General features: G+C 53.6%; 17 protein-coding genes. 7 read left to right on the top strand and 10 right to left on the bottom strand.

Features of this window, described 5'->3' with window-relative positions; all coding sequences use genetic code 11:
* Positions 1 to 15: 15 nt before the first annotated feature.
* Together diaA and dolP are read left to right on the top strand one after the other, a co-directional pair.
* Positions 16 to 606, top strand: coding sequence for a DnaA initiator-associating protein DiaA (gene diaA / locus FEK43_RS20010; protein ID WP_001158034.1), 591 nt, complete (start codon positions 16 to 18; stop codon positions 604 to 606).
* 9 nt (positions 607 to 615) lie between these two features.
* Positions 616 to 1,191, top strand: a complete 576-nt coding sequence (gene dolP / locus FEK43_RS20005) for a division/outer membrane stress-associated lipid-binding lipoprotein (RefSeq protein ID WP_000646037.1) — start codon at positions 616 to 618, stop codon at positions 1,189 to 1,191.
* Between the two features lie 102 nt (positions 1,192 to 1,293).
* Here the strand turns inward: dolP and FEK43_RS20000 are convergent, their stop codons facing one another.
* Both FEK43_RS20000 and FEK43_RS19995 read right to left on the bottom strand, forming a co-directional pair.
* Positions 1,294 to 2,334, bottom strand: a complete 1,041-nt coding sequence (locus tag FEK43_RS20000; RefSeq protein WP_135407963.1) for a permease — start codon at positions 2,332 to 2,334, stop codon at positions 1,294 to 1,296.
* A gap of 72 nt (positions 2,335 to 2,406) precedes the next feature.
* Entirely contained in the window at positions 2,407 to 3,042 is a 636-nt protein-coding gene (locus FEK43_RS19995) for an NAD(P)H-binding protein (RefSeq protein WP_047340651.1), read from the bottom strand.
* Between the two features lie 127 nt (positions 3,043 to 3,169).
* Between FEK43_RS19995 and yhbO the strand changes: the two genes are divergently transcribed.
* Positions 3,170 to 3,688, top strand: a complete 519-nt coding sequence (gene yhbO / locus FEK43_RS19990) for a protein/nucleic acid deglycase (RefSeq protein WP_000037608.1) — start codon at positions 3,170 to 3,172, stop codon at positions 3,686 to 3,688.
* On the opposite strand, the gene FEK43_RS19985 is transcribed toward yhbO, so the two are convergent.
* A complete protein-coding gene (locus tag FEK43_RS19985; RefSeq protein WP_130204618.1) occupies positions 3,668 to 4,111 on the bottom strand; it encodes a YhbP family protein in 444 nt (147 codons plus the stop codon). The two genes, yhbO and FEK43_RS19985, sit on opposite strands and share 21 nt — an antisense overlap.
* A gap of 50 nt (positions 4,112 to 4,161) precedes the next feature.
* On the opposite strand from FEK43_RS19985, the gene yhbQ reads away from it, so the two are divergent.
* On the top strand, positions 4,162 to 4,464 hold the full coding sequence (yhbQ, locus tag FEK43_RS19980) for a DNA damage response exodeoxyribonuclease YhbQ (RefSeq protein WP_130204616.1): 303 nt from the start codon (positions 4,162 to 4,164) through the stop codon (positions 4,462 to 4,464).
* Here the strand turns inward: yhbQ and FEK43_RS19975 are convergent.
* Complete coding sequence (locus tag FEK43_RS19975) at positions 4,451 to 4,954, bottom strand: N-acetyltransferase (RefSeq protein WP_000908553.1); 504 nt, start codon at positions 4,952 to 4,954, stop codon at positions 4,451 to 4,453. The genes yhbQ and FEK43_RS19975 overlap by 14 nt on opposite strands.
* Positions 4,948 to 5,472 carry an SCP2 domain-containing protein gene (locus tag FEK43_RS19970; RefSeq protein ID WP_046081285.1) on the bottom strand — a complete coding sequence of 175 codons (525 nt, stop codon included), beginning with the start codon at positions 5,470 to 5,472 and terminating at the stop codon, positions 4,948 to 4,950. Before FEK43_RS19970 ends, FEK43_RS19975 begins: the two co-directional genes overlap by 7 nt.
* Before the next feature lie 208 nt (positions 5,473 to 5,680).
* On the opposite strand from FEK43_RS19970, the gene FEK43_RS19965 reads away from it, so the two are divergent.
* From FEK43_RS19965 to FEK43_RS19955, 3 genes are all read left to right on the top strand, one after another.
* Positions 5,681 to 6,676: a peptidase U32 family protein gene (locus FEK43_RS19965; RefSeq protein ID WP_059270998.1), complete on the top strand. Its 996-nt coding sequence runs from the start codon at positions 5,681 to 5,683 to the stop codon at positions 6,674 to 6,676.
* A gap of 8 nt (positions 6,677 to 6,684) precedes the next feature.
* Positions 6,685 to 7,563: a U32 family peptidase gene (locus FEK43_RS19960; protein ID WP_130204612.1), complete on the top strand. Its 879-nt coding sequence runs from the start codon at positions 6,685 to 6,687 to the stop codon at positions 7,561 to 7,563.
* Positions 7,564 to 7,643: 80 nt separating this feature from the next.
* On the top strand, positions 7,644 to 8,651 hold the full coding sequence (locus FEK43_RS19955; RefSeq protein WP_100007171.1) for a luciferase-like monooxygenase: 1,008 nt from the start codon (positions 7,644 to 7,646) through the stop codon (positions 8,649 to 8,651).
* 117 nt (positions 8,652 to 8,768) lie between these two features.
* Here FEK43_RS19955 and mtr read toward each other — a convergent pair whose 3' ends face one another.
* The 5 genes from mtr to pnp all read right to left on the bottom strand — a co-directional run bounded on the left by mtr (position 8,769) and on the right by pnp (position 15,376).
* The gene (mtr, locus tag FEK43_RS19950; protein WP_130204608.1) at positions 8,769 to 10,013 is read right to left on the bottom strand and encodes a tryptophan permease; all 1,245 of its coding nucleotides are present in this window, start codon (positions 10,011 to 10,013) and stop codon (positions 8,769 to 8,771) included.
* A gap of 153 nt (positions 10,014 to 10,166) precedes the next feature.
* On the bottom strand, positions 10,167 to 12,068 hold the full coding sequence (gene deaD, locus FEK43_RS19945) for an ATP-dependent RNA helicase DeaD (RefSeq protein WP_130204606.1): 1,902 nt from the start codon (positions 12,066 to 12,068) through the stop codon (positions 10,167 to 10,169).
* The gene (gene yrbN / locus FEK43_RS19940; RefSeq protein ID WP_010723222.1) at positions 12,061 to 12,141 is read right to left on the bottom strand and encodes a protein YrbN; all 81 of its coding nucleotides are present in this window, start codon (positions 12,139 to 12,141) and stop codon (positions 12,061 to 12,063) included. The genes deaD and yrbN overlap by 8 nt, the downstream gene beginning before the upstream one ends.
* 106 nt (positions 12,142 to 12,247) lie before the next feature.
* Positions 12,248 to 13,132, bottom strand: a complete 885-nt coding sequence (gene nlpI / locus FEK43_RS19935; RefSeq protein ID WP_130204604.1) for a lipoprotein NlpI — start codon at positions 13,130 to 13,132, stop codon at positions 12,248 to 12,250.
* A gap of 108 nt (positions 13,133 to 13,240) precedes the next feature.
* The gene (gene pnp, locus FEK43_RS19930) at positions 13,241 to 15,376 is read right to left on the bottom strand and encodes a polyribonucleotide nucleotidyltransferase (protein WP_001298330.1); all 2,136 of its coding nucleotides are present in this window, start codon (positions 15,374 to 15,376) and stop codon (positions 13,241 to 13,243) included.
* Between the last annotated feature and the right edge of the window lie 27 nt (positions 15,377 to 15,403).

Here is a 15,403-nt window from a genome sequence, read left to right as displayed (position 1 = left end):
GGTTTAAGGATTAGCGTGCAAGAAAGAATTAAAGCTTGCTTCACTGAAAGCATTCAAACTCAAATTGCGGCGGCAGAGGCGCTTCCGGATGCCATCTCCCGTGCAGCCATGACGCTGGTTCAGTCTCTGCTCAATGGCAACAAAATCCTCTGTTGTGGTAATGGAACCTCCGCTGCCAACGCACAGCATTTTGCTGCCAGCATGATCAACCGTTTCGAAACGGAGCGGCCCAGCCTACCTGCCATTGCACTAAATACTGATAATGTTGTCTTAACGGCGATTGCCAACGATCGCTTACATGATGAAGTGTATGCAAAACAAGTACGGGCGCTGGGGCATGCGGGAGATGTATTGTTAGCCATTTCTACTCGCGGTAACAGTCGCGATATCGTTAAAGCTGTTGAAGCCGCCGTTACGCGTGATATGACCATTGTGGCATTGACCGGCTATGACGGCGGTGAACTTGCAGGTTTGTTAGGGCCACAGGATGTGGAGATCCGCATTCCTTCGCATCGTAGTGCTCGCATTCAGGAAATGCATATGCTGACGGTAAATTGCCTGTGCGATCTGATCGATAACACGCTTTTCCCTCACCAGGATGATTAAGGAGAATACATGAAGGCATTATCGCCAATCGCAGTCCTTATTTCCGCGCTGCTGTTACAAGGTTGTGTTGCCGCTGCCGTAGTGGGTACCGCTGCTGTGGGTACCAAAGCCGCAACTGACCCACGCAGTGTCGGCACCCAGGTGGACGATGGTACCCTGGAAGTGCGCGTGAACAGCGCATTGTCGAAAGACGAACAGATTAAGAAAGAAGCGCGCATTAATGTAACGGCCTATCAGGGCAAAGTGCTGCTGGTTGGGCAGTCACCAAACTCTGAACTTTCGGCTCGCGCCAAACAGATTGCTATGGGCGTAGATGGCGCGAATGAAGTGTATAACGAGATTCGTCAGGGCCAGCCGATTGGTCTGGGCGAAGCATCTAACGATACGTGGATCACCACCAAAGTGCGTTCGCAGCTGTTAACCAGCGATCTGGTGAAATCGTCCAACGTGAAAGTGACTACCGAAAACGGTGAAGTGTTCCTGATGGGGCTGGTGACTGAACGTGAAGCGAAAGCAGCGGCAGATATTGCCAGCCGGGTGAGCGGCGTGAAGCGTGTAACCACAGCGTTTACGTTTATTAAATAGCAGCCCCTTGTAATGCCTGATGCGACGCTTGCCGCGTCTTATCAGGCCTACAACGATACAAAACGTAGTCCGGATAAGGCGCTCGCGCCGCATCCGGCATATTTAGAACAACAGCGCCAGCCCGCCGACAATCACGCCTGACACTGCCACCATCGCCCCCGTCAGCCATAAGGCTTTCGCCGGAAACGCTTTACGCAACATTATCAACGACGGCAAACTTACCGCTGGAAGCGTCATCAACAATGCCAGCGCCGGAGCAGTTCCCATACCTGCCAGCATCATCGTTTGTACAATCGGAATTTCTGCCGCCGTCGGAATGACAAACAAGCATCCCGCTACCGCCATCGCCATTACCCACATCAGGCTGTTATCGACAGCGCCATCGGCATGGGGGAATAACCAGACGCGAGCGGCACCCAACGCCAGTACTGCAAGGATATAAACCGGGATCGTACTCCAGAAAAGCGTCCATAGCGCCCTGCCCCAGCGGCTAAAAAACCCGCCCTGCACTTCCGGCATGTCAATTTCGACTGGCATCTGCGTTTGCGGTGTTTCACGCACCCATTTTTGCACCAGCGTCGCAATCAGCAACACCATCACCAGCCCCGCCACCAGACGAATCGCGGCAAAGCCCCAGCCGAGGACAAATCCCATAAACACCAGCGTCGCCGGGTTTAACAACGGATTCCCCATCCAGAATGCCAGCGCACCGCCCATCGACACTTGTTGGCGACGCATCCCCGCCGCGACCGGAGCCGCACAGCAGGTACACATCATACCCGGCAGCGAAAACAGCGTTCCCAGCAGCGTGCCGCGAAAGCGCGATTGCCCAAGCGTGCGCAGCAGCCAGTCACGCGGGATCAGCACCTGAATTAACGAGCCGAGGATCACACCCAGCACCGCCGCTTTCCATACTGAGAGGAAATAGATCATCGCGTAATCCAACGCCGCTTGCCACGGATTAGCATCCGCCTGCACAAGGATAGATTTACCGATACTGTGGGTTTCAGCGGCAGTAAAGGCTTTGCCGTAGTAAGGTTGCCATTTCACATACCAGAGACTGGCAATGACAACGAGAAAGAAAAGCGCGGGTTTCCACCACTGAATGGGCGTTGCCGCCTGAGATGAAGACTGACCAGTCATAGCATTCCCCAGGAATAAGTTATGATAATTGAGCGCGTGAATATTACGCTCACTATCAATTCCTGGGAATAATTATTCAGCTCTTTTGCGTAATTCTGAAGAGCTTAAAATGGTCACACCTTCATGCTCTGGCCGCATCACCTCTGCCAGCATGACCCGCGCCACGTCTCTCGCATCAATGGATTTCCAGTTACCGGGTAACAAACGGAACAGCGGCGCAAAAAGCGTTTCGTTCATTCGCTGTTTGCTACGGTCACCCAGCAACATCGACGGGCGAGCGATGGTTAGTTTCGGCCAGTTCTGGGCAATTAAGGCTTCTTCCATCTCCCCTTTGACGCGGTTATAGAAAAACGGCGAGTGGGCATTGGCACCCATAGCACTAACCACCAGCATATGCTGAGCGCCCAGTCGCCGCCCGGTTAATGCGGTGTCCACAACCAGCGTGTAATCGGCATGAATAAACGCCTCTTTGCTCCCCGCTTCTCGCCGCGTGGTGCCGAGACAACAAAACACAATGTCGATGGGATCGGTGACCTGCGCCAGCGCGTCGGTCAGTTGCGGATCATGGGGATTAAACACGCCAGGCATATCGCCCAACGGGCGTCGCGTCGGCGCGGCTATGGCGTTAACTTTCGGTTCATTAATCAACATCCGCAGCAGGTGACCGCCCACCAGCCCCGTTGCGCCTGTAATCAGTACCTGACTCATCTTCGCTCCTTTACAGAATTGTCCGCCTTGCGCTCCCTGGTACATGCACCAGGCTTAATAGTCTACGAGGTAATTATCCCCGATCGTGAGAAATTCGCCTCATCCAATGCAACAACGCGGAGGAAACATGAGTAAGAAGATTGCCGTTTTAATCACTGATGAATTTGAGGATTCAGAATTTACTTCACCTGCTGACGAGTTCCGTAAAGCCGGACACGAAGTGATTACCATTGAAAAACAAGCGGGTAAAACGGTGAAAGGCAAAAAAGGAGAAGCCAGCGTCACCATCGATAAATCCATCGATGAAGTGACGCCAGCAGAGTTTGATGCCCTGCTGCTACCAGGCGGTCATTCACCGGATTATCTGCGTGGCGACAACCGTTTTGTCACCTTCACCCGTGATTTTGTGAATAGCGGCAAACCGGTTTTCGCCATCTGTCACGGCCCGCAGCTGCTGATCAGCGCCGATGTGATTCGGGGGCGCAAACTGACCGCCGTTAAACCGATCATTATTGATGTTAAAAACGCGGGCGCGGAATTTTACGATCAGGAAGTGGTGGTCGATAAAGATCAGCTGGTTACCAGCCGAACACCGGACGATTTGCCAGCGTTTAACCGCGAGGCGTTACGCCTGCTCGGTGCCTGAATTACGTAGCCAAATCATTTTTTTACCAAAGCCCAGCGTATTGTCGGTGAATTTGATTTCATCGAGCCGGATTTCCCACACCGGCGCCGACAGCATTCGGGCAACCGGAAAGCGACGATTGTACGCCTTGCGCGCGTGGTCGCTTTCCTCACCTTCCAGCCTGCGGATCTCGCCTTTAAACTGCACGCCACGGATTAACGCTACCGTTTTCGGCTGCCCGTTTACCGTTCCGGCAACCGCCGCCTGCGGCCCGCTCATCTGCGCGTGGCGCGTTTTTTCTTCCGTCAAAATGTAGAAGGCAACTTTCTGCGCATCAAAAAGATAAAAGGCATTAGCGCACCAGAGTTCCCCTTCCTGCTGCACACACCAGGTGACAACATGTTGTTTTGCCAGCCAACGGCTGATGGCGGTGAGTGTTTCCATTGCTGTTCTCTTTTATACTGTGGGCCAGACCTTAACATGTGACGCAGACGATGACACCCTGGTTTCTTTACTTGATCCGTACCGCCGACAATAAGCTTTATACCGGGATCACCACGGATGTCGAACGCCGCTATCAGCAACATCAGAGCGGCAAAGGGGCAAAAGCACTGCGTGGGAAAGGTGAACTAACGCTGGCGTTTTCCGCGCCAGTGGGTGACCGTTCGCTAGCACTACGGGCGGAATATCGCGTTAAGCAACTGACCAAACGGCAGAAAGAGCGTCTGGTAGCGGAAGGCGCAGGGTTTGCAGAGTTATTAAGGAGTCTGCAAACCCCGGAGATTAAAAGCGATTGAAGTGATCGTGATACTCAACCAGCCCGGTTACGCCGTTCAGCGCGTCATCCGCTAAACGATGTACCTGGAAGGCGCTTTCAGTGCCCGGCCAGCGGCAACGCAGATCGTGATGCGCCGCCAGTTCAAAGCCGAAACGACTGTACAGCGCCGGATCGCCCAGCGTCACCACTGCGGCATAGCCGAACTCATTAAGCGAATCGAGTCCTTCATAGACCAGTTGGCGTGCCAGCCCCTGTCCACGGTATTTTTCATCAACCGCCAACGGAGCCATGCCGACCCATTGCAGGTCTTCGCCCTGCACATCTACCGGACTGAATGCCACATAGCCAATGACCTGACCTTCGTCATCTGTCGCCACCAGGCCCAGCGTCAGAAAGCCATCTTCACGCAGATCGTGAACCAGCTTCGCTTCCGCATCGCTTTCGAATGAACGACGCAGCAGGGCATCAATACCCGGCGCATCAATGGGAATTTCTACTCGAATTAGCATGGTTCACCTACCGATGTCTGTTTGGTTTCAGGCGCGGTTTTCATTCCCGCCTCAACAAAATCCGCCAGTTGCAGCAGCATCATACGTAAGGCTTTCGGCATCTGCTCCAGTTCAATGGCGTCCATCAGGTTTTTCACATACAGCCCCAGCTCCGTATCGCCTTCAATCATCAGCCGACGTTGGAAGAAGAGCGTGTCTGGATCTTGTTTACGCGCCGCAATCATCAGCAGATCGCTGGCGTCGGCACTAAAACTCACATCAGCTTGCGCGTTCTGGCTGACAACCAGTTTGCCATTCACCACCGAGGTAAACCATTGCAGGTCAATATCACGCACATGAATACTTAACCAGCGGCCTTCAAGAAACTCCAGCTCGCCGTCGTCCAGCGCCTGACGGAATTGCCAGCTTAAGACCTGCTCAAGAACCTGGCGTTTAAGCGCAAATGGCGTCAGTTTTACCGGTACACTCAACAGAGATGGCCCCAAATGCACAATGCGGGAACGCAGTTTATCCAACACGAGTTTTACTCCCTGCTTCAACAATCATCCTATTTTGCCATATTGGAAAAATAACATGGCGGTATAAATCAACAATTCCATATGAAATTGCTGCTACCACCAATACAACTTTAACTGCCTTAAATCAAAAATTGTCGCAGCAGGGTTAACTAAAATCCCAGTTCGTTAACATTTTTGCGCTTTGACTGCGCAACCTTCAGGAAAAATTATGGAGCTGCTCTGCCCTGCCGGAAATCTCCCGGCGCTTAAGGCGGCCATCGAAAACGGCGCAGATGCTGTTTATATCGGGCTAAAAGATGATACTAATGCCCGTCACTTCGCCGGCCTTAACTTTACCGAGAAAAAATTGCAGGAAGCGGTGAGTTTTGTTCATCAACATCACCGCAAACTTCACATCGCAATTAACACTTTTGCGCATCCGGACGGTTACGCCCGTTGGCAGCGCGCCGTGGATATGGCGGCGCAGCTGGGTGCCGACGCGCTGATCCTCGCCGACCTCGCCATGCTGGAGTACGCCGCCGAGCGATACCCGCATATTGAGCGTCATGTGTCAGTGCAGGCTTCGGCAACCAATGAAGAGGCGATTAACTTCTATCATCGCCATTTTGACGTTGCCCGCGTGGTGCTACCGCGCGTGTTGTCGATTCATCAGGTGAAACAACTGGCGCGGGTTACCCCTGTACCGCTGGAAGTGTTCGCTTTCGGCAGCCTGTGCATTATGTCGGAAGGCCGTTGCTATCTGTCGTCGTATCTGACGGGGGAATCGCCCAACACCGTGGGCGCGTGTTCTCCGGCCCGCTTCGTGCGCTGGCAACAAACGCCGCAGGGGCTGGAATCCCGCCTGAACGAAGTGCTGATCGACCGTTATCAGGACGGCGAAAACGCAGGTTATCCGACGCTGTGTAAAGGGCGTTATCTGGTGGACGGCGAGCGTTATCACGCGCTTGAAGAACCAACCAGTCTCAATACCCTGGAACTGCTGCCGGAGTTAATGGCGGCAAATATTGCTTCGGTGAAAATTGAAGGCCGCCAGCGTAGCCCGGCGTATGTCAGCCAGGTGGCGAAAGTCTGGCGTCAGGCTATCGACCGTTGTAAGGCCGATCCGCAAAACTTCGTACCGCAAAGCGCGTGGATGGAGACGCTCGGGTCGATGTCCGAAGGCACGCAGACCACCCTTGGCGCGTATCACCGTAAATGGCAGTGAGAAAAGCAATGAAATATTCCTTAGGGCCGGTGCTGTGGTACTGGCCAAAAGAGACGCTGGAAGAATTTTATCAGCAGGCCGCAGCCAGCAGCGCCGACGTGATTTATCTTGGTGAAGCGGTATGCAGCAAGCGCCGGGCAACCAAAGTTGGCGACTGGCTGGAGATGGCAAAATCGCTCGCCGGAAGTGGCAAGCAGATTGTGCTCTCCACGCTGGCGCTTGTGCAGGCATCCTCCGAACTGGGCGAACTGAAACGCTATGTTGAGAACGGTGAGTTTCTGATTGAAGCCAGCGATCTCGGCGTGGTGAATATGTGCGCTGAGCGCAAACTGCCGTTCGTCGCCGGGCATGCACTGAACTGCTACAACGCGGTGACGCTGAACATATTGCTTAAACAGGGCATGATGCGCTGGTGTATGCCGGTGGAGCTTTCCCGCGACTGGCTAGTGAATCTGCTTAATCAGTGCGATGAACTGGGCATTCGCAACCAGTTTGAAGTGGAAGTCCTGAGCTACGGTCATCTGCCACTGGCCTACTCCGCCCGCTGCTTTACCGCGCGTTCGGAAGACCGCCCGAAAGATGAGTGTGAAACCTGCTGCATTAAGTATCCGAACGGGCGCAACGTGCTGTCGCAGGAAAACCAACAAGTGTTTGTACTCAACGGCATTCAGACCATGAGCGGCTACGTTTACAACCTCGGTAACGAGCTGGCATCCATGCAGGGATTGGTTGATGTGGTCCGCCTGTCACCGCAGGGTACTGACACTTTCGCGATGCTCGACGCCTTCCGCGCTAATGAAAATGGCGCTGCGCCACTACCGCTGACGGCAAACAGCGACTGTAACGGCTACTGGCGGCGGCTGGCCGGGCTGGAGCTGCAAGCGTAAGTATATAGCTCACTTTGTTAACAACTTTAACTACTCTTTAATGCAGTATTAAAGATTAATCGGTAACAAAGTGAGCTGTTATGACTGATAAAACCATTGCGTTTTCGCTACTCGATCTGGCCCCCATTCCCGAAGGTTCTTCAGCGCGAGAAGCGTTCTCCCACTCTCTCGACCTCGCTCGTCTGGCTGAAAAGCGCGGCTATCATCGCTACTGGCTGGCGGAACACCACAATATGACCGGCATTGCCAGTGCTGCAACGTCGGTATTGATTGGCTATCTGGCGGCGAATACCACCACGCTGCATCTGGGTTCCGGCGGCGTGATGTTGCCTAACCACTCACCGTTGGTCATTGCCGAACAGTTCGGCACGCTTAATACACTCTATCCGGGGCGAATCGATTTGGGGCTGGGTCGTGCACCGGGTAGCGATCAACGAACCATGATGGCGCTACGTCGTCATATGAGCGGCGATATTGATAATTTCCCCCGCGATGTCGCAGAACTGGTGGACTGGTTTGACGCCCGCGATCCCAATCCGCATGTGCGCCCAGTACCGGGCTATGGCGAGAAAATCCCCGTGTGGTTGCTAGGCTCCAGCCTTTACAGTGCGCAACTGGCAGCGCAGCTTGGTCTGCCGTTCGCGTTTGCCTCACACTTCGCGCCGGATATGCTGTTCCAGGCGCTGCATCTTTATCGCAGCAACTTCAAACCATCGGCACGGCTGGAAAAACCGTACGCGATGGTGTGCATCAATATTATCGCTGCCGACAGCAACCGCGATGCCGAATTCCTGTTTACCTCGATGCAGCAAGCCTTTGTGAAGCTGCGCCGCGGCGAAACCGGGCAACTGCCGCCACCGATTCAAAATATGGATCAGTTCTGGTCGCCATCCGAGCAGTATGGCGTGCAGCAGGCGCTGAGTATGTCGCTGGTGGGCGATAAAACGAAAGTGCGTCATGGCTTGCAGTCGATCCTGCGCGAAACCGACGCTGATGAGATTATGGTTAACGGGCAGATTTTCGACCACCAGGCGCGGCTGCATTCGTTTGAGCTGGCGATGGATGTGAAGGAAGAGTTGTTGGGATAGTGTGTTTTAACGCGGGAAGCCTTATCCGAGCTGGCAACGCAGTCCTACGTAGGCCTGATAAGCGAAGCACATCAGGCATTGTGTAGGCAGCAGACATGTCGGATAAGGCACCGCTGATTACTGATACACCGGCAGCAAATTAAAGCTCGATAAAATATGGATCAATGCGTTACCAACGCCAAACACCAGAATCAGCACAATCATCGGTTTGCCGCCCCAGACGCGGAATTTCGGGCTACCAAAGCGTTTACGTGATGCGCGGGCCAGCAACGCCGGAACTATTGCCGCCCAGATGGTCGCCGCTAAACCGGCATAACCAATGGCGTACAGGAATCCGTTCGGGAACAGCAGACCACCCACGACAGGCGGGGCAAAGGTCAGCAATGCTGTTTTCAAACGGCCCATAGCCGAGTCGTCGAAACCAAACAGATCTGCCAGATAGTCAAACAAACCCAGCGTTACGCCAAGGAACGAACTCGCTACCGCAAAGTTTGAGAACACGACCAGCAGAAGGTCCAGGCTACGGCTGTTCAGCACGCCGCTTAATGCCTGTACCAGCACATCAATATTACCGCCCTTCTCGGCGATGCCGATAAACTCCGGACGAGGGATGTTACCCATCGTCGCCAGCAACCAGATGGTATACAGCGCCAGCGCCATCAGCGTACCGTACACCAGGCATTTCACGATGGTTTTCGGATCTTTGCCGTAATACTTCATCAGGCTTGGCACGTTACCGTGATAACCAAACGACGCCAGGCAGAACGGCAGGGTCATCAGCAAATACGGCGCATAAGATGCATTGCTTTCGGCGACGTTGAACAATGTCGCAGGCTGTACATGCCCCAGCAGACTGCCGAAGGTGAGGAAGAAGGTAATGACTTTCGCCCCCAGCACAATCGCCGTCATCCGGCTGACCGCTTTGGTGCTCAACCACACCACAAACGCCACCAACAGTGCAAAACCAAAACCCGCCGCGCGTGCCGGGACGTTCAGCGACATCTCCGCGAAGGTGTGATGCAGAATCGAACCACTGGCAGAAATATAGGCATAGGTCAGGATATAGAGCACAAAGGCAATGGAAATGCCGTTGACCACGTTCCAGCCTTTGCCCAGCAAATCTTTGGTGATGGTGTCAAAACTCGAACCGATCCGGTAATTCAGGTTAGCTTCCAGAATCATCAATCCGGAATGCAGCATGCAGAACCAAGTGAAGATCAGCGCCGCCATTGACCAGAAGAACCACGCACCGGACATGACCACTGGCAGAGAAAACATCCCTGCGCCAATAATGGTGCCGCCGATAATCACCACGCCGCCAAGCAGCGACGGTGACGTTTGGGTGGTGGTTAGTGTTGCCATGTGGGCTTCTCTCCAGTGAAAAATAGTGCGACTGCGTTGTTATGCATCGCACTGTACCAGTACACGAGTACAAAAGACAGAAAAAAAGCCCCGATTGTTAAAATCGGGGCTGTATATATTATTTTACAGATTGTGTTCGCTGTTCAGCGATGATTACGCATCACCACCGAAACGACGGCGACCGGTAGAGTCATCACGACGCGGTGCGCGGCCTTCACGACGTTCGCCGCTAAAACGACGACCATCACCACGACCACCTTCACGACGTTCACCGCTGAAGTTACGACCGCCTTCACGACCACCTTCACGACGCTCGCCACTGAAACCACGACCACCGCCACGACGCTCACCGCCAGTATGCGGCTGTGCATCGCCCAGTAACTGCATGTTCATCGGCTTGTTGAGAATGCGAGTGCGCGTAAAGTGTTGCAGCACTTCACCCGGCATACCTTTCGGCAGTTCGATGGTGGAGTGAGAAGCAAACAGCTTGATGTTACCGATGTAACGGCTGCTGATGTCGCCTTCGTTAGCAATCGCGCCAACGATATGACGAACTTCAACACCATCATCACGGCCCACTTCAATGCGGTACAGCTGCATATCGCCAACGTCACGACGTTCACGACGCGGACGATCTTCACGGTCGCCACGCGGGCCACGGTCGTTACGATCGCGCGGACCACGATCATCACGGTCACGGAATTCACGTTTCGGACGCATCGGCGCATCTGGCGGAACAATCAGAGTACGTTCACCCTGTGCCATTTTCAGCAGTGCGGCTGCCAGAGTTTCGAGATCCAGCTCTTCACCTTCTGCAGTCGGCTGAATTTTGCTCAGCAGTGCGCGGTATTGATCCAGATCGCTGCTTTCCAGCTGCTGCTGTACTTTAGCGGCGAATTTTTCCAGACGGCGTTTGCCCAGCAGTTCTGCGTTCGGCAGTTCTACTTCCGGAATAGTCAGCTTCATAGTACGTTCAATGTTGCGCAGCAGACGACGCTCACGGTTCTCAACGAACAGCAGCGCGCGGCCAGCACGACCCGCACGACCGGTACGACCGATACGGTGAACGTAAGACTCAGAATCCATCGGGATATCGTAGTTAACCACCAGGCTGATACGTTCAACGTCCAGGCCACGGGCCGCAACGTCGGTCGCAATCAGGATGTCCAGACGACCATCTTTCAGGCGTTCCAGTGTCTGCTCACGCAGCGCCTGGTTCATGTCACCGTTCAGCGCGGCGCTGTTGTAGCCGTTACGCTCAAGAGCTTCAGCCACTTCCAGAGTCGCGTTTTTGGTACGAACGAAGATAATCGCCGCATCAAAATCTTCCGCTTCCAGGAAACGTACCAGTGCTTCGTTTTTACGCATGCCCCAGACAGTCCAGTAGCTCTGGCTGATGTCAGGACGGGTCGTTACGCTGGACTGAATGCGCACTTCCTGCGGCTCTTTCATAAAGCGGCGGGTAATGCGACGAATCGCTTCCGGCATGGTTGCAGAGAACAGAGCGGTCTGATGACCTTCCGGGATCTGCGCCATAATGGTTTCAACGTCTTCGATGAAGCCCATGCGCAGCATTTCGTCAGCTTCATCCAGAACCAGACCGCTCAGTTTAGAGAGGTCCAGAGTGCCACGTTTCAGGTGGTCCAGCAGACGGCCCGGAGTACCGACAACGATCTGCGGCCCCTGACGCAGGGCGCGTAATTGCACGTCATAACGCTGGCCGCCGTACAGGGCAACCACGTTTACGCCGCGCATGTGTTTAGAGAAATCCGTCATTGCTTCAGCAACCTGTACCGCCAGTTCGCGGGTCGGTGCCAGCACCAGAATCTGTGGTGCTTTCAGCTCAGGATCAAGATTCTGCAGCAGAGGTAAAGAGAATGCTGCAGTTTTTCCGCTCCCCGTCTGGGCCATACCCAGAACGTCGCGGCCATTCAGCAGATGTGGAATACACTCTGCCTGAATTGGAGATGGTTTTTCGTAACCCAGATCGTTAAGGGCTTCAAGGATAGGAGCCTTCAGGCCCAGATCTGCAAAAGTGGTTTCGAATTCAGCCATGTAGTACGTGTGCCTCAAAATTAATGGCGGCCAGTCTACATAACTCATCATGAAATTGATCAGCAATTTTCATTGAAAAGTGTGAACCGGCTCAAAGTAGGTGTATTAACGAACAACAACGCCCTCACCCGTTAAGGTGATGGCAATCAAAAAAGATTACGGGCTGATGTGTACGTCAGCTATTGCTGGTCCGATTCTGCCAGGTCATCTTGGTCCTGGCCCAGGAGCGATAATTCCAACAATGCGTATCGGTGCTCAACAAAGTTATGAACGTTGTTGGCAACCGCCAGTTTGAACAGTGCCGTGGCGCTGTCCAAATCCCCCAGACTTAGGTAGTACTTACCTAAATAGAAGTTGGTTTCACTGAGATGCTCAGCGAGCGAGGTGTTATCCGTTGCGTCCGCCTTGAGCCTATCCATTAACGTTTGTTCGCTAATGTTGCCCAGGTAGAACTCGACAATGTTCCATCCCCACTGTTCCTTGTCCGATTTTTCGAAGTGCTGTTTCAACACTTCTTTAGCCTGCTTCTCATCGAGCTTCTGCTCGGCGAGATAAAGCCACAGACTACGGAAAGGATCATTGGGATCGTCTTGATAAAACGCCAGCAGATCATCTTGCGCTAACTTGTCACGACCGCCGTAATATAATGCGATCCCGCGATTCAAGTGCGCGTAGTTGTAAGTTGGATCAAGCTCAAGTACAGAATCAAACGCTTCATAGGCAGCATCAAAATTGCCTGCCTGCGTTAAATATATGCCTAAGTAATTGAATACTTCAGGCATATCCGGTCGGATTGCCAGCGCTTGCGAAAAATCGTTACGCGCTAATGCCCTCAGACCGAGACTATCATACAACACTCCGCGCTCATATAAAAGCTGTGCGCGTTCGTCATCGGTTAAAGCCCGACTGGCAAGGATTTGTTCCATACGTGCCAGAATCACTTCCTGCTGTAAAGTCGGTTGCAATGGTACCGCGAGGACTTCACTTTTACGCCAGGAAGTATTACTGCATCCTGCAAGCGTAAGTGCTGTCGCAACGAAACACCAGCGCAAAAAAGGCTTCATTTCCCACTCCCGAAGACCACGGTTGAATGAACGTCCTGTTCCCGGTTGCTAACAAGGCGTCCTGCCCGGTTAAAAGCCCCCCGCCGCAGCGGAGGGCAAATGGCAACCTTACTCGCCCTGTTCAGCAGCCGGAGCTTCCGGTGCTGCAGCAGGTTGAGACTGCTCAGTCGCTTCTTTAATGCTCAGACGGATACGGCCCTGGCGATCAACTTCCAGAACTTTCACCGGTACTTCCTGACCCATCTGCAGGTAATCGGTCACTTTCTCAACGCGTTTGTCAGCGATTTGAGAGATGTGGACCAGACCTTCTTTACCGCCACCAATGGCAACAAATGCGCCAAAGTCAACGATACGGGTCACTTTACCATTGTAGACGCGGCCCACTTCGATTTCTGCAGTGATCTCTTCGATACGACGAATTGCGTGTTTCGCTTTCTCGCCATCGGTCGCTGCGATCTTCACAGTACCGTCATCTTCGATTTCGATGGTGGTGCCTGTTTCTTCGGTCAGAGCACGGATTACAGAACCGCCTTTACCGATAACATCTTTGATCTTGTCCGGGTTGATCTTGATGGTATGGATACGCGGTGCGAACTCAGAGATATCGCCACGCGGCGCGTTGATCGCCTGTTCCATTACACCCAGGATGTGCAGACGCGCACCTTTAGCCTGGTTCAGCGCAACCTGCATGATCTCTTTGGTGATACCTTCAATTTTGATATCCATCTGCAGTGCAGAGATACCGTCGCGGGAACCCGCAACTTTGAAGTCCATATCGCCCAGGTGATCTTCGTCACCCAAAATGTCAGACAGTACAACGTAGTTGTCGCCTTCTTTCACCAGCCCCATTGCGATACCCGCAACAGCGGCTTTGATCGGCACACCTGCGTCCATCAGCGCCAGAGACGCGCCGCACACGGAAGCCATAGAAGAGGAACCGTTGGATTCGGTGATTTCAGACACAACACGTACGGTGTACGGGAATTTGTCCATATCCGGCATTACTGCCAGCACGCCGCGCTTCGCCAGACGACCGTGGCCAATTTCACGACGCTTCGGAGAACCGACCATGCCGGTTTCACCTACGGAGTACGGAGGGAAGTTGTAGTGGAACAGGAAGGTGTCAGTACGTTCGCCCATCAGTTCATCAAGAACTTGCGCGTCACGTGCAGTACCCAGCGTTGCGGTAACCAGCGCCTGCGTTTCACCACGGGTGAACAGCGCAGAACCGTGAGTACGCGGCAGCACGCCAGTACGCACATCCAGACCACGGATCATATCTTTTTCACGACCGTCGATACGCGGTTCGCCTGCCAGTACACGGCTACGAACAACATTTTTCTCGATAGCGTGCAGAATTTCACCCAGTTCGTTTTCGTCCAGGGTTTCATCTTCAGCAAGCAGCGTAGCGATGGTTTCAGATTTGATGACATCAACCTGCGCATAACGCTCTTGTTTGTCGGTGATGCGGTAAGCATCGCTCAGACGAGCTTCAGCCAGTGCAGCAACGCGCGCGTTCAGCGCTTCGTTTACCGGCTCCGGCTGCCAGTCCCAACGCGGTTTACCGGCTTCTTTCACCAGTTCATTGATGTTCTGAATAACAACCTGCTGTTGTTCATGACCGAACACTACTGCGCCCAGCATCTGGTCTTCGCTCAGCAGTTCAGCTTCAGATTCAACCATCAGCACAGCAGCTTCCGTACCGGCAACAACCAGGTCCAGTTTGCTCTCTTTCAGCTCGTCCTGAGTCGGGTTCAGTACGTACTGGTCATTGATGTAACCTACGCGGGCAGCACCAATCGGACCATTGAACGGAATACCAGACAGAGACAGTGCTGCGGAAGCACCAATCATCGCGACGATATCCGGGTTAACCTGCGGGTTAACAGAAACCACGGTGGCGATAACCTGAACTTCGTTGACGAAGCCTTCCGGGAACAGCGGGCGAATCGGGCGGTCAATCAGACGCGCGATCAGGGTTTCGCCTTCGCTTGGGCGGCCTTCACGACGGAAGAAGCTACCCGGGATACGACCAGCAGCGTAGGTACGCTCCTGATAGTTAACGGTCAGTGGGAAGAAGTCCTGACCTGGTTTGGCTTTTTTCTGGCCGACAACGGTAACAAATACCGCGGTGTCATCCATGCTAACCATAACAGCGGCAGTGGCTTGACGCGCCATCATGCCGGTTTCCAAAGTCACGGTGTGTTGGCCGTACTGGAATTTACGAACGATCGGATTAAGCAATGTAATACCCTTTTCTTTCTTAGACAG

This window comes from Escherichia sp. E2562 (assembly GCF_005781075.1).
Lineage (GTDB): Bacteria > Pseudomonadota > Gammaproteobacteria > Enterobacterales > Enterobacteriaceae > Escherichia.
This window is presented reverse-complemented; position numbering and strand designations above follow the sequence as displayed.